The organism is Mycobacterium sp. E3198 (assembly GCF_001667015.1).
Classification (GTDB): Bacteria; Actinomycetota; Actinomycetes; order Mycobacteriales; family Mycobacteriaceae; genus Mycobacterium.
The window spans coordinates 26,353-44,460 of sequence record NZ_LZIS01000130.1; the positions used below are offsets into that span (position 1 = coordinate 26,353).

At 68.6% G+C, this 18,108-nt stretch carries 17 protein-coding genes and 1 pseudogene; 1 reads left to right on the plus strand and 17 read right to left on the minus strand.

The genetic code is table 11. The features are described 5' to 3' along the window. From A5673_RS15115 to fadD5, 7 genes are all read right to left on the minus strand, one after another. Positions 1-1,620 (minus strand): virulence factor Mce family protein, encoded by a 1,620-nt coding sequence (locus tag A5673_RS15115; RefSeq protein ID WP_068233651.1) that lies wholly within the window; start codon positions 1,618-1,620, stop codon positions 1-3. Then, complete coding sequence (locus A5673_RS15120) at positions 1,617-3,206, minus strand: virulence factor Mce family protein (RefSeq protein WP_068233654.1); 1,590 nt, start codon at positions 3,204-3,206, stop codon at positions 1,617-1,619. The genes A5673_RS15115 and A5673_RS15120 overlap by 4 nt, the downstream gene beginning before the upstream one ends. Continuing rightward, positions 3,203-4,243, minus strand: a complete 1,041-nt coding sequence (locus A5673_RS15125) for a virulence factor Mce family protein (protein ID WP_068233657.1) — start codon at positions 4,241-4,243, stop codon at positions 3,203-3,205. The genes A5673_RS15120 and A5673_RS15125 overlap by 4 nt, the downstream gene beginning before the upstream one ends. Beyond that, positions 4,240-5,619 carry an MCE family protein gene (locus tag A5673_RS15130; RefSeq protein WP_068233660.1) on the minus strand — a complete coding sequence of 460 codons (1,380 nt, stop codon included), beginning with the start codon at positions 5,617-5,619 and terminating at the stop codon, positions 4,240-4,242. The genes A5673_RS15125 and A5673_RS15130 overlap by 4 nt, the downstream gene beginning before the upstream one ends. A gap of 3 nt (positions 5,620-5,622) precedes the next feature. After that, positions 5,623-6,492, minus strand: a complete 870-nt coding sequence (locus tag A5673_RS15135; protein ID WP_068233663.1) for an ABC transporter permease — start codon at positions 6,490-6,492, stop codon at positions 5,623-5,625. Between the two features lies 1 nt (position 6,493). After that, positions 6,494-7,309 (minus strand): ABC transporter permease, encoded by an 816-nt coding sequence (locus A5673_RS15140; protein WP_068233665.1) that lies wholly within the window; start codon positions 7,307-7,309, stop codon positions 6,494-6,496. Positions 7,310-7,533: 224 nt separating this feature from the next. Then, on the minus strand, positions 7,534-9,174 hold the full coding sequence (gene fadD5, locus A5673_RS15145) for a fatty-acid--CoA ligase FadD5 (RefSeq protein WP_068233670.1): 1,641 nt from the start codon (positions 9,172-9,174) through the stop codon (positions 7,534-7,536). 138 nt (positions 9,175-9,312) lie between these two features. On the opposite strand from fadD5, the gene A5673_RS15150 reads away from it, so the two are divergent. Further along, complete coding sequence (locus tag A5673_RS15150; protein WP_068233673.1) at positions 9,313-10,005, plus strand: GntR family transcriptional regulator; 693 nt, start codon at positions 9,313-9,315, stop codon at positions 10,003-10,005. A gap of 151 nt (positions 10,006-10,156) precedes the next feature. On the opposite strand, the gene A5673_RS15155 is transcribed toward A5673_RS15150, so the two are convergent. From A5673_RS15155 to A5673_RS15200, 10 genes and pseudogenes are all read right to left on the minus strand, one after another. Beyond that, the gene (locus A5673_RS15155) at positions 10,157-10,597 is read right to left on the minus strand and encodes an SRPBCC family protein (protein WP_068233676.1); all 441 of its coding nucleotides are present in this window, start codon (positions 10,595-10,597) and stop codon (positions 10,157-10,159) included. Positions 10,598-10,635: 38 nt separating this feature from the next. Further along, positions 10,636-11,097: a thioesterase family protein gene (locus A5673_RS15160; protein ID WP_156748249.1), complete on the minus strand. Its 462-nt coding sequence runs from the start codon at positions 11,095-11,097 to the stop codon at positions 10,636-10,638. A 3-nt stretch (positions 11,098-11,100) separates the two neighbouring features. Continuing rightward, positions 11,101-12,408 (minus strand): hydroxyacid-oxoacid transhydrogenase, encoded by a 1,308-nt coding sequence (locus A5673_RS15165; RefSeq protein WP_068233678.1) that lies wholly within the window; start codon positions 12,406-12,408, stop codon positions 11,101-11,103. Positions 12,409-12,415: 7 nt separating this feature from the next. Then, positions 12,416-13,609 (minus strand): enolase C-terminal domain-like protein, encoded by a 1,194-nt coding sequence (locus A5673_RS15170; RefSeq protein ID WP_068233685.1) that lies wholly within the window; start codon positions 13,607-13,609, stop codon positions 12,416-12,418. A gap of 30 nt (positions 13,610-13,639) precedes the next feature. Continuing rightward, positions 13,640-14,572 carry an alpha/beta hydrolase gene (locus tag A5673_RS15175; RefSeq protein ID WP_068233689.1) on the minus strand — a complete coding sequence of 311 codons (933 nt, stop codon included), beginning with the start codon at positions 14,570-14,572 and terminating at the stop codon, positions 13,640-13,642. Continuing rightward, a complete protein-coding gene (locus tag A5673_RS15180; protein ID WP_082958756.1) occupies positions 14,569-16,044 on the minus strand; it encodes an NAD(P)/FAD-dependent oxidoreductase in 1,476 nt (491 codons plus the stop codon). Before A5673_RS15180 ends, A5673_RS15175 begins: the two co-directional genes overlap by 4 nt. After that, on the minus strand, positions 16,026-16,754 hold the full coding sequence (locus tag A5673_RS15185) for an SDR family NAD(P)-dependent oxidoreductase (RefSeq protein WP_068233693.1): 729 nt from the start codon (positions 16,752-16,754) through the stop codon (positions 16,026-16,028). Before A5673_RS15185 ends, A5673_RS15180 begins: the two co-directional genes overlap by 19 nt. Continuing rightward, positions 16,751-17,149 (minus strand): nuclear transport factor 2 family protein, encoded by a 399-nt coding sequence (locus tag A5673_RS15190; protein WP_068233696.1) that lies wholly within the window; start codon positions 17,147-17,149, stop codon positions 16,751-16,753. The genes A5673_RS15185 and A5673_RS15190 overlap by 4 nt, the downstream gene beginning before the upstream one ends. Beyond that, the gene (locus A5673_RS15195; protein ID WP_068233700.1) at positions 17,146-17,886 is read right to left on the minus strand and encodes an HpcH/HpaI aldolase/citrate lyase family protein; all 741 of its coding nucleotides are present in this window, start codon (positions 17,884-17,886) and stop codon (positions 17,146-17,148) included. Before A5673_RS15195 ends, A5673_RS15190 begins: the two co-directional genes overlap by 4 nt. Next, positions 17,883-18,108 (minus strand): annotated as a pseudogene (locus A5673_RS15200) (alcohol dehydrogenase); the annotation flags it as partial. The pseudogene A5673_RS15200 and the gene A5673_RS15195, both read right to left, overlap by 4 nt.

Here is an 18,108-nt window from a genome sequence, read left to right on the forward strand (position 1 = left end):
TCACTGGCCACCCCCTAGGTCAGCCGCGGCGGGCGACGCCGGCCCACCGGCGTTGGGCGCCGGCGCCGCGACCGGCGCGGGCGTCGGGGCGACCGGGCCGGGGGCCACCTCCGGCCCCGGCGGCGGCGGGGGTATCGGCACCTGCGGCGGGTTTTGACCGATCACCGGCGAGGGACCCTCGTCGTAGGCGTTCGGCGGTCCGGGCGGGGTCTGGAGGGTCGACTGCACGGGCGGAATGTTGGGCCCACCCATCAGTTCGGCAAGTGACTCGGGGGTCATGAGGCCCTGCGTGATCGGTCCCACCTGCTGCCCCTGCATGCCGGGGGCCACGATCCACCCGTGTTGGGTGTTGCGGTGGGACGTCGGCGTATCCGGTGACCAGATGCCCGGGACGGTGGTGTCCTTGTATCCGTCCGGTGGATGCAGGCGGGGCTCGGAGTAGGCGACCTCCTTGGGCAGCGTCTCGGCCGTGCTGGCCACGTTGAGGCCGAACGGCAAGTAGTTGAACTTGATCGCGTCGAGGATCGGCGCCAGGTATTGCGCGCAGAGCTCGGCGGACTCCTGGTAACCCAGCCGGCTGCCGGCCTGGATCGAGCTGCAGATGAACTGCATCGGGTTGGCGAAGCTGGTGATCGCGGGGATGGCGACAACCGACCCGTGCGTCGGGTGGTAGATCTGGTTGATGTTCGCCGCCGCCGTCGGGAGGACGTGCAGGGCGGTTTCCAGACCGTTCAGCGAATCGGGTTGCAGCAGCGTGTTCGTCGCCGTCGCCAGGTTGTTGACGTCGTGGGTCAGCACCTCACGGTTCTGGTTCAGCCAGGGCCGCACCGTCTTGAGCAGGCCGTCGAACTGCTGGATCGCGTCGGCCAGGGCGTTGTCGGAGCTGGCGAGCCGGCCGGTGACATCGGCCAGGTTCTCGTTCAGCGCGACGAACTGCTGATCGTCGGAGTGCAGGGCGTTGACGAACAGCGCCAGGCTGCGCACCACCGCAAAGAAGTCGCCGCGACCCTCGTTCAGCGCGGTCAGCGCCTGCGACAGGCTGTTCAGCGTGTTGTTGATCTGCTTGCCCTTGCCCGCCAGCCCGTTCGCGTAGGACTCGATGACCTCACCGAACGGGCCCTTCGGCTGCTCGGGCGTGGGGCCGAGCTTGGAGATGATGTTGGTGATGCTGTTGCGCAGGGTGTCCCACTCGGTCGGCACCTGGGTGCGCTCTTCGGGAATCACCGCGTTGTCGGCCAGCACCGGGCCGCCCTTGTAGGCGGGCTCCAGCTGGATCGCGCGCGAGGCCACCAGGGTCGGGTTGAGGATCACCGCCGACGCGTTGGCGGGCACCTTGTACTTGTTCTGGTAGTGGAAGGTGACCCGCATCTTGTCGCCGGCCGGCTCGATCTTGTCGATCGTGCCCACCCGCAGCCCCATGATCTGGACCTTGTCACCGGGGTAGAGCGCGTTGGCCTCCGGGAAGTAGGCGACGACGGTGTTGTTGGTCAGCTTCTGGTACAGCTCCCACCCGGCGTAGCCGACCACCAGCGCCAGCACGATCGCCAGGGACCCGATGATCACCGACGTCCGGGACAGCTTCGGCAGCCGGATGTTGCGGACATCAAAGATGGTGCTCAATTCTGGCTACCTCCCGTGATGCCGCTACCTCCCGTGCCGCCGGGGTTGATGAACGGTGCCGGCAGCTGGACGCCCGGCCCGGGCGGTGCGGGCGGTCCGGGCGGCAGCGCGGGCGCGAACGTCGACGGGGGCGGCGTCGGGCCGGCCGGTCCCAGGTTCTCGGTGCGCGCGCCCGGCGGCGCCTGGGTCGGCAGCGGCACCGGCGTGCCCGGAACGTTCGGCGGCGGGTCACCGGGCCGCCCCGCGATGTTGATGCCCGGGGTGGGCGGCAGGCCGTCGGGGTTCGGCGGCGACGTCGCGACGTCGACCGGCGCGGGGAAGCCCACGCCACCGAAGGGGCCGACGCCCGCGCCAGCGCACGGCAACGGGTTCCACGGCCGCGGCAGGCCCTCGTCGCCGACGGTGACGTTGCCGCCGGGGTTGGCCGGCGTGTACGAGCACGGCGACCCGGGCGGGACCGCCGGACCGGGGTGATCGGGCGTGCCCTCGAGCACCGGCGGCGCCGGCGGCGGCGCGCCGTTGGGCAACCGGGTGCCGTTGGGGTCGGGCCACCGGAATTCCGGCAGACCCGCACTGCGCCAGAAGTTTTCGGGGTCAATGCCGCGCTTCTTGAACGCGGCGTCGATGAACGGCTGCACGACCTGACCGGGAAACAGGTTGTGCAGCACCACCTTGAAGAACGGTCCCGACGCGATGGCCTCGTTCAACGAGGGCAGGAATTTGCCGACCTCGGTGAAACCGGCGGCGAGGTCGTCCTTGCGCTGGACCAGGATGTCGCTGACCGTCCGCAACTGCTCGAGCACGTGGTTGAGGTTGGGGTTGTCGTTGATGAAGCCCTTGACCTGTTCGGAGAAGGCGGCGATGTTGGCCAGCAGTGCGTTGATCGCCCGGCCGCGCTCGTTGAACGCGGCCAGCAACACCTTGGCGTTCACCAGCAGCCGGTCGATCTGCTCGCTGCGATCCCCGAGGATGCTGGCTACCTGATTGGCCTGCGCGAGCAGGTGCTTGACCTGCTCGTCGCGCTTGCCGATCGTGTCGGAGAACTTGGCCACGCCGTCGAGCGCGGAACTCAGGTGCGGGTAGGTCTGATCGATGGTCTCGGACAGCACGTGCAGCGACTGCTTGACCGTGTCGATGTCCCAGCCCTGCGCGGCCTTGGTCACGTCGAAGAACGCGTCGTAGATCTGGTAGGGCGTGGTGCTCTGGCCGATCGGCAACGTCTCACCCGGCCGCAACGTCTGGCTACCCCGGTTCTCGATCTCGAGGATCTTTTTCCCGAGAATGGTGTCGGTCTTGATCGCCATCCGGCTCTCGGTGCCAATCCTTTGGCTGCCGAGATTGAACTTGATCAGGATGTGGTCGCCGTCGATCTTGAGGCTCTCCACCTTCCCGACGTCCATGCCGGCGATGCGCACCTTGTCGCCGGTGCTGATGCCGCCGGTGTCGGAGAATTGCCCGTAGTAGTGGGGCCTGGCCATCAGCATCGGCACGCTGGTGAAGCTCTGGCCGACGCCGATGACGAGCAGCGTCACGATGATGCCCATCAGGCCGATGCGCATCCGGTTGGGGGGTTCCAGCGTCCTCATTGCGGCGTGCACCTACCCGTCGGCTGGGTGAAGAGCCTGACCGTGCGCACCGGACCGCCGGCCTGCAACCCGTTGATCTTGAGGCTGATGTCGCAGGCGTAGAAGTTGACGAAGTCGCCGTAGGAACCGATGGTGCGCCCGATCATGTTCAGCGCGGTCGGCACCTTGTGGATGAAATCGTTCAGCTGCTCGCGCTGATCGATGAGCGGCTGCTGGACCGCGTCGAGGTAGTTCAGCGTGCCGTGCAGCAGTCCGCGGTCCTCGGCCAGCAGGTCGGCCACCGTCCCGGCGGCGTTGCTGATGTGTGCGGTCCCGCCGGCCAGCTGGTCGCTGTGATTCTTCAGCCCGGTGATCAGGACCTCGAGGTTGTTGACGGTCTGATCGAATTGCTGACGATGGCGGACGGTGGTGTCCAGGACGACGTTCAGGTTCTTGATCACCTCACCGATGGCCTGGTCGCGCTGCCCGAGCTGGTTGGTCAGCTGCGCGGTGTTGTCGAGGATGTCGTTGATGGTGCCGCCCTGACCCTGGAACACGGTGATCAGCGCGGTCGCGATGGTGTTGACCTTCTGCGGGTCCAGCGCCCGAAACAGCGGCTTGAAACCGCCGATCAGCGCGTCGAGGTCGAGCGCCGGCGAGGTCCGCGACACCGGGATGAAACCACCCGGCGGCAGCACCTTGTCGGCGCCCTCGCCCTCGCCGCGCTTGAGCTCCAGGTACCGGTTGCCGATCAGGTCGAGGTAGCGGATCTGCGCCGTCGTCGACTGGTACAGCGGGATCGAACGGTCGACGCTGAAATTCACCCGCACGCGCCTGCCGCCGTCGACCAGCGCGACCGAGCTGACCTTGCCGATCTCGACGCCCGAGGCCCGGACGAATTGGCCCTGCCGCAGCCCGCTGATGTTGGTGAATTCCGCGGAGTACCCGTAGGTGCGGTCAAAGCGCATCTGACCGAACACCACGACGATCATCGCAGTGAAGATCAGCAGCACCAGCGAGAAGATGCTGAGTCGGACGATGGTTCCGGTGATTTTCATGGGTTGATCGTGTTATCCCCCACTTGGCGGCCCCAGACGTACTCGATCGCGTACGGGGAACCGGTGTCGAGGTGGTTGTACGGCGCGATGCTGTTGCCGGAGTCCATCACCAACTCGGGCGCGGGCCACAGGTCGTGGGTGATGTGCTGCCAGCAGCCCGGCGCGCCGCCCGGTCCGCCGCGCGCGTTCACGCGCGGCAGGTTCTCGGGCCACACGTACGGGTTGGGCGCCCCGCCGATCAGGGTGGCGATGTTGCCGAGGGCGGAGAGTCCCTGGGTGGGCAGCGCGAAGATTCCGATCAGGCCGACGAGGGTCACCGCCGACAGCGGGTTGAGCAATAAGCCCAGCCCGGACAGCAGCTTCGTGTCGGCGTTGAGCGAATAGCCGTTGCCGCCGAGGAACGTCCGGGCCGTGGGCTCGATGTCGTGGTAGTTGCGGACGGTGCAGAAGAGCTCCGGGCTGTAGGTGTCCAGCAGCTGCGCCGTGGGCACCAGGTCCTTGGCCCCGCGGGCCAGGTACGGCCCGCCCTTCTCGAAGATGTCCGCGCCGGTGTTGCCGAATCCGGCCGCCGACAGCAACGCCTGGTCGAGATCCTTCTGCTGGGCGTTGATCGTGCGCGACGTGACGACGGCGTTGTTGAGGAAGTCGAACAGGTCGGGCGCGGCGTTGGCGTAGGTGTCGCCCAGACCCGCGAGCTGGCGGATGTCGTGACGGGCCTGCGGCATCTGCGGGTTGACGTCGTCGAGAATCGCGTTGGCGTTGACGATCGACTGACCGAACCGATCGCCCAGCCCGGTCAGGGCCTGGGCGGCGGCGCTCAGCGTCAGGTTCAGCTTGACCGGATCGACCTGCTGCGCGATCTCGGTGATGGTCTGGAACAGCGTGTTGATCTCCGTCGTCACCGACCTGGCTTTGATGTTGAAGCGTTGGTTCCCGACGACGGCGGCGACAGTCTGCGGCGAGATCTCTTGCGGTGACGGGTTTTTCGGCGTCGTCAACGACACGTACTTGCCGCCGAACACCGTGGTCGCCTTGATGTCGGCGGTCACGTTCGACGGAATCAGCTTGAGGTATCGCGGGTATACGTCGAGGGTGAAATTCGCCGCCGGCTGACCGTCGACCGTGGTCGGGGCGATGCCGGCGACCCGGCCGATCTCGACCCCGTTGTAGGTGACCTTGGAGCCGGGGTCCATGACCAGCCCGGCCCGGTTGGCCAGCATGCTCAGCTGGGTCTTCGGGGTGAAGTTCCCCCGGAACTGCCAGAACACACAGAAGAAGACCAGCGCGGCGATGATGAGCACCGCGACCCCGGCGAGCTTGTACGGCGGCTTGCGGGGCGCGTTGATCTTTCCGGCGTGGCCTGTCGCGGTGGTCATGGGCTACACCGTTAACGCGAAGTTGGGGTTGACGCCGTAGAGCGCCAACGCTGCGGCCAAAACGACAACCTGCACCGACACCAGCGAGAAGCGCATCGATCGGCCGACGGCCTCGCCGACGCCGACGGGCCCGCCGCCGGCGTTGTACCCGTAGAAGCAGTGGGTGATCATCACGACGGCGGTGATGATGATGGCTTCCACGAACGACCAGAACACGTCATCGGGACGCAGGAAGGTCCGGAAGTAGTGCTCGTAGGTGCCGTGGGACTGCCCGTAGATCACCGTCGTGGTGATTTGCGGCGACAGGAACGACATGATCATGGCCAGCGAGTAGAGCGGGATGATCACCACCAGGCCGGCCATGATCCGGGTGGTCGCCAAAAACGAAATCGACTTGATGCCCATCACCTCGAGGGCGTCGATCTCTTCGCTGATCCGCATGGCCCCCAGCTCCGCGGTGGCGCCGGCCCCGACCGTGGCGGCCATCGAGATGCCGGTGACGACGGGTGCGGCGATGCGCACGTTGATCAGCGCGGCGAAGAAGCCGGTGAACGCCTCGACGCCGATGTTGCCCAGGGACGCGAACCCCTGGATGGCGACCAGGGAGCTACCGGACAGCGTCACGAAACCGACGATGGCGACTGTGCCGCCGACGACGGCCATGGCGCCGGTGCCCATGCCGATCTGGGCAATCAGCCGCAGGGTTTCCTTGCGGTAGTTGCGCAGCGCGTGCGGGATGTGCCCGAGGGCGACCGCGCCGAACCAGGCCATCTGCCCGATGTCGTCGAGTCCGCGGCCGAAGGCACCCCCATAGCGATTGACGTTTTCGACGGCCCGCGGGAAGCGGGCGCGCAACACGGCACCGGTCGACATGTCAGCGCCCCGTCCCGAATCGCACACCGATTGTGGTCAGGACCACGTTGACCGCGTACAGCGCGACCACGCACAGCACCACCGTTTCGTTGACGGCGGTGCCCAGCCCCTTGGACCCGCCGCGCACGGTCAGCCCGCGGAAACACCCGACCAGCCCGGCGATCAAGCCGAACATGGCGGCCTTGACCGTGGCGATGACCACCTCGGGCAGGCCGGTGATGGTGGTCAGGGTGGCGAGGTAGGCCCCGCCCGACACGTTCTGCAGGTACACGCCGAACAGGTAGCCGCCGACCAGGCCGACGGTGATCACCAGTCCGTTGAGCAGGGTGGCGACCAGGGTCGCGGCGATCACCCGGGGCACCACCAGCCGGTGGATCGGGTCGATGCCGAGCACCTCCATCGCGTCGATCTCCTCGCGGATGGTGCGGGCGCCCAGGTCCGCGCAGATGGCCGTCGAGCCGGCGCCGGCCACCACGAGCACCGTGGTCAGCGGGCCCAGCTGGGTGACCGCGCCGATGGCGGCGCCCGCGCCGGACAGGTCGGCCGCGCCGAACTGGGCCAGCAGCACGTTGAGGGTGAAGATCAGCAGAACCGTCAGCGGGATCGACACCATGATCGTCGGCAGGAAGGCCACCCGCATGATGAACCAGCACTGCAGGATGAACTCGCGCCACTGGAAAGGCCAGCGAAACAGCGCTTTTCCGGTCAGAACGCACATCCGGAAGAAGCCGCCGATGAGAGTCAGCGGCGTCTCGAGCTGATCGCGCAGGTAGCCGACCAGGTAGGGGCCCCGCCGACTTTCCGTCGTCGCAGTCAACGCTGCCCCCTCCCCTCGGCACCGCGAGCCCGCACGCTTCTCCCCCTCGCCCCGACTGGGCTGGGGGTGACCCCACCTCGCCCTGACCCTTCGTCTGTGACCATCGGCTCCCTACCCGCAAGTAGTAACGGAGACCACAGGAATGTACCCGATGGCCGTGACCGTGTGAACTGCATGCGCACAATTAACCCTTCGTCAACAGTGGGCAAACGTTACAGTTTCCGTCAATCTTCTTCTCCGCTCGTCGAATCCCTTGCGACGGAATCGCTTTGGTTGCTAGTGACGACTCCGTAGCGCACTCGCAGCTCAGTCTTGAGCACCTTTCCGGCCGGGTTGCGGGGCAGCGCATCGACGATCTCGAGCGCTTTCGGATGCTTGTAGCGCGCCAGCCGCTCGGCCAGGTAGTCGTGCAGGTCGTCGAGCCGCAATTCCTCGCCGGCGACGGCTGCGACCGCGATCGGCACCTCGCCCCACTTCTCGTGGGCGCGCCCGATGACGGCGACCTCGACGATGCGGGGATGGCCGGCGAGAACGTTCTCGACCTCGGCGCAATAGATGTTCTCGCCGCCGGAGATGATCATGTCCTTCTTGCGGTCGACCACCCAGACGTAGCCTTCGTCGTCCATCCGGACCAGGTCGCCGGAATGGAACCAGCCGCCCGCGAACGCCTCCGCCGTGGCCTGCGGGTTGTTCCAGTAGCCGCTCATCAATGTGGGTGCGCGGTAGACGATCTCGCCCACCTCGCCGACCGGCACGTCGTTCATGTTTTCGTCCACCACGCGGGCCGCGACCGTGGGGATCACCTTGCCGACCGAGCCACGCTTACGGATCGCGTCCTCGCCGAGCAGCATGCAGGTGACCGGCGACATCTCGGTCTGGCCGAACGCCGCCAGGATCTGAGTGCCGGGGAAGGTTGCCGACATCTCGCGCAGCAACGCGTCGGGCGCCGGGGCGGCCCCCCACGACATCACCCGCAGCCTCAGCTCGCGCGGTCGCGCCTGCTGCTCGGCGCACACCGCCTGCCACTGCGCGGGGACCAGGAACAGGCCGGTGACCTTCTCGGCCGCCAGCACGTCGAGCAGCTGCCCGGGGTCGAAGGCCCCCAGTGGGTAGATCACCGTGGGGACGCCGAGCAGCATGCTGGTGAGCATGTTGCCGATCCCGGCGATGTGGAAGAACGGGACGCCGATGAAACCGACGTCGCTACTTACATCTGCGCCGTTGGTGTACAGCCCGGTCATCGTCTGGCCGGTGAGGTTGGCGTGGGTCAGCACCGCGCCCTTGGGCCGGCCGGTGGTGCCCGAGGTGTACATGATCAGCGCGGGCGAGTCGTTCGGGATGTCGACGGGCCCGTGCGATTCGCCGGGCTCGTTAATGAGGTCTTCGTAGCCGGCGACGCTGTCGTCGCTCGCCGCGCCGGCCACGACGATGGTGTCGAGCATCGGCTGGATGTCGCGCACGCCGGTGGCCACCGGGGCCAGCACCGATTCGGTGATCAGCACGCGCGCTTCGCAGTCCTCGACCAAGAAGACGATCTCCGCCGAGGTGAGCCGGAAGTTCAGCGGTACCGCGATGGCGCCGAGCGCGTTGGCGGCCAGCACCGCCTCGACGAACTCGGTGCGGTTGAGCATCAGGATCATCACCCGGTCGCCGAAGCCGACCCCGCGGCGGCTCAACGCGTCGGCCAGCGCCGAGACCCGGCGCTGCAGGCCACCCCACGTGGTGGTGGTGCCCAGGAACCGCAGCGCGGTCGCGTTCGGTTGCATCAGCGCGTGCCGCTCGAGTTGGTTGCACCAGTTCTGCCGCCGGGCCAGGTATGGCTGCTCGGTGGCCTGGGTCAGATGGCTGGCCAATTGCGCGGTCAACTACCGCCTCCCCTTCACCTCTCGCACCGCTTGCGCCAGGTTGATATTTGATAAAACATAGTGTTGTGTGGGTCACACTATGGCTTTAGTGCCGCAAAGACAAGACCCGCCAACCCGGCGAAACCCCTGGCAGTCCGCGTGAACGCACCGACATCTATGCAGCCGAGGGCCCGGCGCCCACTGCGCCGGGCGCAGCTCTCCGACGAGGTCGCGGGCCACCTGCGGGCGGCGATCATGTCGGGGGCGTTGCGTCCGGGGACGTTCATCCGCCTTGACGAGACCGCCGCCGAGCTCGGGGTCAGCGTCACGCCGGTGCGCGAGGCCCTGCTGAAGCTGCGGGGCGAGGGCATGGTCCAGCTCGAGCCGCACCGCGGTCACGTCGTCCTGCCGCTCACCCGGCAGGACATCCAGGACATCTTCTGGCTGCAGGCGACGATCGCCACGGAGCTGGCCGCCGCAGCCACCGACCACATCACCGACGCCGAGATCGACGAGCTGGAGCGCATCAACAACGCGCTCGAAGCGGCCGTCGGGTCCAGCGAGCCGGCCACCATCGCGGGCATCGAGTTCGCGTTTCACCGCGTCTTCAACCAGGCCAGTGGCCGGATCAAACTGGCGTGGTTCCTGTTGAATGCCGCGCGCTACATGCCGGCGGAGGTGTATGCGGCGGATCCCGAGTGGGGCGCGGCGACGGTTGCCCACCACCGGGAGCTGATCGCGGCGCTGCGCCGGCGCGACGCGCACGCCGTGATCGAGCACACGGTCTGGCAGTTCACCGACGCGGCGGCCCGGCTGACCGTGATGCTGAACCGGGCCGGCATCTTCGACTGAGCGGTGGCGGCGATCGCGGCTTTTGGTTGTGAAGTCTGGGCTTTGCTTGTGTTGCCTGGGCGGAAATGAGGCCGGAATCCCGCCCTGCGTTCACACCGAAAGCCGTGAGCTCACACGAAAAGCCGCAAGCGCACCCTCGGCGACCGAGCGCCTAGCCCGCGCCGAGCTGCTCGGCGCGCTGCTTCAGGTTTTCGGCGAGATGGTCGAGCACGTTGCCGGCGAGCGACTTCACCATCGGCGCGGGGACCGGCAGGGTGGTCTCGACGTCCATGTCGACCGTCAGCAGGCTCGCCGCCCCGGTTTCCACGACGCTGAACAGCTGCTCCTGCTTGGAGAACAGGTCGCCCTGCTGCAGGACGGTCTGAATCTGGTTTTCCCCCGGGTAGTAGATCGCCTGGATGAACGTGGCCTGCATGCCCTGGTAGTCGGCGTCGAGCCGCACCTGGCTGGGGCGCCCGTCGTCGTAGCGGGCGAGCACCCACAGGCCCTTGATCTCCTCGTTCCATTCGGGGTAGCGCTCGAAATCGGCGACGATGCCCAGGATCGACGCGGCGTTGGCGCTGACCTCGACGGTCTTGCTCAGAACTGGCATTGGCGAAGCATAGCCGGGGCGACGAAAGTGCCGGACTCCTATGCCATCTCGCCGACGCGGGCCGTCGCCAGCAGGGCGCGGATGGCGTCCGGGATCGGCACTGGCTTGCGGCTGGTCCGATCGACGTAGACGTGCACCCAGTGGCCGAGCGCGGTGATCGGTTGCGGTTCGCCGTCGTCGCCGCGGAACACCCCGAGCCGGTAGGTGACGCTGCTGCGGCCCAGGCGCGTCACCGCGAGACCCACCGTGAGGCCTTCCGGAAAGTGCAGTTCGGAGAAGTAGCGGCAGCCCGACTCGGCGACGATGCCGAGCGCGGGCGTGCTGAGCGGGTCGAGCCCGGTGGTCGTGTTGATCCACGCGTTGATCGCGGTGTCGAAAAGTTGGTAGTACACCGCGTTGTTGAGGTGGCCGAACATGTCGTTGTCGGCCCACCGGGTTCCGACCGGCCACAGCACCGGGAAGTCGGCGCTGGTCAGGTTGTCCGGCGGGCTCGGGCTCATGCTCTACCAGTACCGCATGGCTTGCCGAAACAGGTCCGCCAGCACCGGTTTGCTCATCTCGCGCGGCGCGTTCTGCAGGAGCCGCTGCTGCGGGTGGGCGCCCTCGGTCAGGGCCGTCACGTCGTCGTCGGTGTAGCCCACCCCGCCCAGCCCGTTGGGCATGCCCACCGCCCGCATGATGCGGATGAGTTCGCCGGCGAGCACCTCGCCCGCGTCGGTCGCCGCGGCGCCCCCCGCGTCGGCGCCGAGCAGCCGGGCGCCCTCCAGGTGCCGCTCGGGGCTGACCTCCGCCGTGAAGCGGAACGACGACGGGGCGTTGAGGATGACGGCCATGCCGTGCGGCACGAGCGGCTCCTCGGCCGGATATCCCGACGGGCGGAAGTCGCGGACCAGCCCGGCCACCGCGTAGGCCATGCCGTGCGGGGCGTGAACACCCGCGTTGCCGAACGCGATGCCCGCCAGGGTGGCGGCCCACATCATCTCTTCGCGGGCCTCGGCGTCCGAGGCGTCGCTCACCGCGCGCTCCAGGAACCGACCCAGCACGCGCAGCGCCTCGCGGCAGCCCAGGTCGCTCCACGGATTGGCGCCCTGGCTCATGGGTCGCAGGCTGGGCCGTTCGGCGGCGTGCCGCCGCACGTAGGGACGCGCGGTGTAGGACTCCAGCGCATGCGACAGCACGTCGAGTCCGGCCGCGGCGACCACCTCGCGGGGCAGGCTCGCGGTGCAGTCGGGGTCGACGAGGGCCTCGGTGGGACGCAGCGCATGCGAAGCGATGCCGGTCTTGGCCGACATCGATACCAGGTCGAAGATCGCGATGCCGGTCACCTCGCTGCCGGTGCCGGCCGTCGTGGGGCAGGCGATGTGGGGCTTGAGCGGGCCGGGCACGGGTTGGCCTTCGCCGATCGGCTTGTTGACGTAGGCGAGAAAGTCGGCGGGGTGGGTGGCGTACAGGTTGGCGGCCTTGCACGTGTCGATGACGGACCCGCCGCCCAGCGACACGTAGCCGTCGGGGTCGGCCTCCTGCGCGAACCGCGCGGCGTCCTGAAACGACGCGTCGGTGGGCTCGACGTGGACGTCGGTGTAGGCGACGACGTCCAGCCCGGCCGCCAGCAGCGAGTCGCGCGCCTTGGCGAAGATCGGCAACCCGGCCACGCCGGCGTCGGAGAACAACGCCACCCGTCGCAGCCCCAGGGCGCCGGCCCGGTCACCGACTTCCGCCAGGCAACCGCGACCGAAGGTCACCCGCGACGCGTCGACGGTGAAGGCGCCGTCGCAGCCCTGGGCGGGGATGGGGTATTCGCAGCACGCCATGGCGCCATTATCTCGGGTGCAGCGGCGCGACTGGTTCCGCCGTCGTGGCGGGCAGCCGGTGGTCCTCGATGTAGTCCCAGCGGATCAGGTAGCCGAGCCCCGGCGCCTGCGGCAGCTCGACGAATCCGTCCGGGCCGAGCGGATCGCAGGGCGCGTCGAGATAGGGCGGGGCGGTGTCGTAGCGGACCCCGGGCCCGAGCAGCCCACGCTCGTAGTACTCGCAGACGTCTTCGCTCGTGGCGCCGAGGACTTGCAGGTTGCCGAAGCCGCTCATGTGTAGTTCGCAGCGCATGCCGACCGCCTCGCACATCCCGGCCAGTTTCATGACGCCGGTGATGCCCCCGCGCAGGACGTCGATGCGGCTGATGTCGGACGCATTGCGCAGGATCCAGTCCGCGCGCGTATAGATGCCGCCTTCGGCGATCTCGGGTGAGCAGACCGGGATTTCGAGCGCATGGGCGAGCTTGACGTAGGACTCCACCCGGTGCTCGGGCATCGGGTGCTCGTACCAGTAGAAGCCGAGCCGCTCGAGCTCGCGGCCGACGCGCACCGCGTCGGAGTAGGTGTGGTAGGTGCCCCACGGGTCGAACATGAGCACCATCTCGTCGCCGACCGCGGCCCGAACCTCGCGGCACACCCGGATGTCCCAATCCACGTATGACGGCCGGGGCAGCGCGGGTTCCCGGGTCGCGGGGTTCCAGTAGTGGTAGGGGTGGATCTTGTAGGCGCGGTATCCCTGTCGCTGGCATTCGACGGCGTGGGCGGCGTACTCGTCGGGCGATCCGAGATTGTTGAAGCTGCTCGCGTAGGCCCGGACCCGCTCGCGCGCGCCGCCCAGCAGCTTGCGCACCGGCAGCCCGGCGACCCGGCCGGCCAGGTCCCAGAGCGCCAGATCGATGACGCTGCAGACGTTTTCGGGGAGCTTCGCCGCCCACAGCTGGCGCCAGATCTCCGCCCGGTCGAACGGGTCCTGGCCGGCGAGCAGCGGGCTCAGGAATTGCGTGATCAGCGCCTGGTCGCCGGGGAGCAGGCCGTCCTGGTCGCCGTGGAAGTGGCCTCCGAAATAGCAGCCCTCGACGCCCTCGTCGGTGAGCACCTTGGTCACCGTCTGCACCACGCGGTAATCGGTGTTCAACTGGCCGAACGAGATTCGGTCGACGAACGTCTCGAACGGCACGACCTCCAGCCCGATGATCTTCATGGCAGCAGATTGTTCCGGCGGATCGGGCGGTCAAGTAGAGCCGAAGGTCCTCGCCAGGGCATGGCCCTGCAGGGCGAAGAGCCGCTGCGAGTCGGACCAGTCCGGCAGCAGCGAATCGAACCCGTGGCAGGCGCTGGGAAACACGTGCAGCTCGGCGGAGACCCCGGCGCGCAGCAGCGCCAGCGCATAGTCGACCGCTTCGTCGCGGAACGGGTCGATTTCCGCGCAGGTGATCAAAGCCGGTGGCAGACCGCCGAATTCGCCGCGCCGGGCGGGGACGCCCGACACCGCGACTCCGCTTTCGGGGCCCAGGTAGTGACGCCACATCTGCTCCGCGGCCTCGCTGTCGAAGGCCGGGCTGGCGCAAAACTCGGCTTTGGACGCGGTCTCCCGATCGTCCAGCACCGGCTGGTGCAGCAGCTGGAACGCGACCGGCGGCAGCGACCCGTCGGCGGCGCCGTGCGCCAGGCACGCGGCCAGGGCGGCCCCGGCGCTGCTGCCCCCGACGGCCAGGCGCGCCGGGTCGACGCCCAGCTCGGCCGCGTTGGCCGCGACCCAGCGCAACACGGCGATCGCGTCGTCGAGGGCGGCCGGGAAGCCATGCTCGGGCGCCAGCCGGTAGTCGACCGAGACCACCGTGCAGCGGCCCCGCCGCGCGAGCTCCACGCACTGCCGGTGATCGGTGTCGAGGTTGCCCAGCGCGAAACCCCCGGCGTGGCAGTACACGACTGCGGGGGCCGGATTGGCCTGCGCGCCGTGGTAGATCCGCACGGCGACGCCGGCCGCCACCATGTTGTCGACGATCCGGACGCCCTGGGCGTCGGTCTGTGCGGCGGCCTCCCGACGGCGCTCGTTGAACGGTTCGCGCATCAGCTGGATCGCTTGCGGCGAGAAATCGGTGCGCGTCGTCGCGACGGCGCGCAGCACGGGATCGAGCCGGTCGAAGCCGTCCAATTCGGTCATCGGCTGCAGAGGCTGAAGTCGGCGGGTCTGAATCTGCGCGTCATTCCCCAGAACGTACGCGCGCTGCGCGGCCACTGGGTGACCACGCGCCCGTTGGCGGCGCGGAAGTAGTTGCTGCACTGGGTGGTCCACACCGTGCCGGCCATCCACCGGTCGACTTTGGTGACGAAGTCGCCCAGCGCCTCGGGCCGCACCGCGATATACGTTTTGCGCTTGCGCCGCAGGTATTTGAGCGCCCGGACGATGTAGCGGGCCTGGGCCTCGAGCATGAAGATCACGCTGTTGGAGCCGACGTTGGTGTTCGGCCCGTACAGCATGAAGAAGTTCGGGAAACCGGGGACCGCCATGCCGAAATACGCGTGCGCCCCGTCGCGCCATACCTCCCGCAGCGTCGTCCCGTCCTCGCCGCACACGTCCAGCTCACCCAGGTAATCGGCCGCGGCGTAACCGGTGGCGCATACCACGACGTCGACCTCGCGCTCGGTGCCGTCCTCGGTGACCAGGCTGCGCGCGCGCAGGCAGCGCGCCGGGCTGTCCAGCACCTCGACGTTGGGCCGGGTCAGGGCGGGCAGGTAGTCCGACGAGAAGACCAGCCGCTTGCAGCCCATCGGGTGGTCCGGCGTCAGCTTGCGGCGCAATTCCTCGTCGGCGATGGTCTTTTCGAGCAGGCCGAGGGCGATCGCGGTGAAATCCTGCGTCTTTTCGCTGCCGTGTTCGATCACCGAGATGTTGGCTTCGCTGCGTAGCCACAGCCGGGTCCGGTACAGCTTCTTGGCGAACGGAACGTGGGCGAAGACCCAGCGCTCCCGCCGCGTGTAATGGCGGTCAGGTTTGGGCAGTATCCAGGTGGGCGACCGTTGCACGGAGTACACCTGGGCGGCGACCTTGGTCAATTCCGGCACCAGCTGCGACGCGGTCGATCCGGTGCCCAGCACGGCGATGCGCGCGCCTTCGAGCGGGACGGAGTGATCCCATCGCGACGAGTGCATCACCGTTCCGGTGAACGGCTCCTCTTCCGCCAAGTCCGGAAGGAGCGGGCGGGTGAACAGGCCGACCGCGGACACCACGATGTTGAAGCGGTGCTGGTGGCCCTCTGCGGTGGTCAGGCACCACCGCTGGGCGTCGGGCTCCCAGCGCGCGGAGCGGATTTCGGTGCGCAGCTTCAGGTGTGGCCGCAGACCGTGCTTGTCGGCGCACCTCTCGAAGTACTCCAGGATCTCCGGCTGCGCGGACCACAGCCGCGACCACTGCGCGTTCAGGTCGAACGAATACGAGTACAGGTGCGATTTGACGTCGCAGGCCAGCCCCGGATAGGTGTTGATCCGCCAGGTGCCGCCGACGTCGTCCTCGCGGTCGAAGATGGTGAAGTCGCGAAAACCGGCCCGCGCGAGCAGGATACCGAGGGCCAGGCCGCCCGGTCCGGCGCCGATGATGCCGACGGACACCTGCGCGCTCATCGGATCTGCAGGCATTGGCCACCGTCGACGACCAGTTCCGAGCCGGTGATGAACGACGCCGCGTCGGAGACGAGAAAGGCGACCGCGTCGGCGATTTCGGTCGGCTGCCCGATCCGGCCGAACGCCGAGGAGGCGGCGAGCCTCAGCTGGGTGGCGTCGTCGAGCATCGGGGTGGCGATGGGTCCGGGGAACACCGCGTTGACCCGGATGCCGAGCGGGGCGAGTTCGGCGGCGGCGTTCTGAGTCAGGCCGCGCAGCGCCCACTTGGCCGAACCGTAGGCGGCGTGGTGCGGGAAGGGGCGGATCGCGCCGGTGCTGCAGATGTTGACGACGGCCGCGTTCGTCGCCGCGCGCAGCTGCGGCAGCGTCGACTGAATGCCGAGGAATGCGCCGAAACAGTTGACCCGCCAGGAGTTTTCGAAGCCCTCGGCGGTCTCGTCGGCCAGCGAGGCGCGGTGCAGCACGCCGGCGTTGTTGACCAGCGCGCTCAGCGCGCCGAAGCGCCCGACAACCGTGTGGACGGCCGCCTCCCATTGCGCCGGCGAGGTGACGTCCAGCTCGATCGCGATGACGCCCTCGTCGCCCAGCTCGTCGACCGCGGCGGCGAGCTCGCCGGCGCGCCGGTCGCAGGCGGCCACCGAATGGCCCTGCGCGCGCAGCTTTTTGGCGATGGCCCAGCCCTGTCCGCCGGCGGCGCCGGTCACCAGGGTGACGCGTGGGTTCATGATGATGTCACCTCGGGGCTGTCGGACAGGCCGCGGCTGGTGACGAACTGGCAGCGCCGGCGCCGAAAGCGCCAGTGCCCGTCGGTGAGCACCAGCTCGTCGTCGTAGAGGGCGGGCCGCAGGTGCAGGTCACCGGCCCTGACGAACAGCACCTGCGTCCGGGCCGTGGCGGTGCCGCCGGGGACGTCGATCCGCGAGACTCCGGTGTGGTGCAGCCCGCGCGGCGCGTCCCGGAACATCTGCGCGATGGCGTCGCGGCCCGCGAACGTTCGCCCATAGACCAGGAATTCGGCGTCGGCGACGAACAGGGTCGCGCATTGGTCGATGTCTCCGGCGTCGAGGGCCAGCGCGTAGGCGGCGATCACCTCGCGGACCGCGGTGTGGGGGTCGGTCATTGTTCGGTTGCCTCGCGGAGGTGCTCCGCGGCCCCGCGCCGCAGCGCCTGTGATTCGGTCGCCAGGGTGATCATCCGGAATCCCAGCTTCGCCATCGTGCGACCCGTCGTGCCGTTGCCCGCGTGAATGCCGGTGAGCAGACCCGCGGTGGTGGCGGCGGCGTGGATGCGCGCGATGGCGTCGATGATGGCCGGATGCTGGGTTGCGCCAACGACATCCACGCCCATCGAGAGGGCCAGATCGGCGGGCCCGACATACAGGCCGGCCAGGCCCTCGACGGCGCAGATCTCGGCGAGGCCCGACAGCGCCGCCGCGGTCTCGATCATCGCGAACACGCTGACGCGGGATTCCAGGGCGGCGGGGTCGTGGCCGAGGCTGGCGCGCAGCGGGCCGAAGCTGCGGGTTCCCCGGGGCTGGTGGCGGGTGGCGGCCACCGCGGCGGCGGCCTCAGCCGCCGACTCGATCATCGCGATGACGACGGCGTCGGCGCCGGCGTCCAGCACCCGCCCGATCGGCGCGGGGTCGGCATTGGGCAGCCGGACCACGGTGCCGATCGGGAAGTGCTCGGTGCGCCGCAGCATGCGCGCGATGTCGGCGTCGTCGAGGTAGCCGTGCTGGGCGTCGAAACCCACGTAGTCGTAGCCGGCCCGGGCGAATTCCTCGGGCCCGAGCTCCGTCGGCCCGGTGATCCAGCCGCCCCAGATCGGGCCCGGGTGGTTGCGCTCGAAGACGCTCATCGGGCGATCGCGATCTTGATGCGGTCGGGGTCCGGCCGGCAGGCGAGGTCGAACGCGCCCTGCACGTCGTCGACGCCGAAGGTGTGCGTGAGATAGGTGCGGAGCAGCTCGGGGTGCTCGTCGGCGAACGTGGCCGCGAGGTCCAGGACGCGCCGCCGGTCCAGGGTGACACCGGATTTCAGCGTCAGGTTGTTGCGCAGCATCAGGCGCATGTTAATCGGG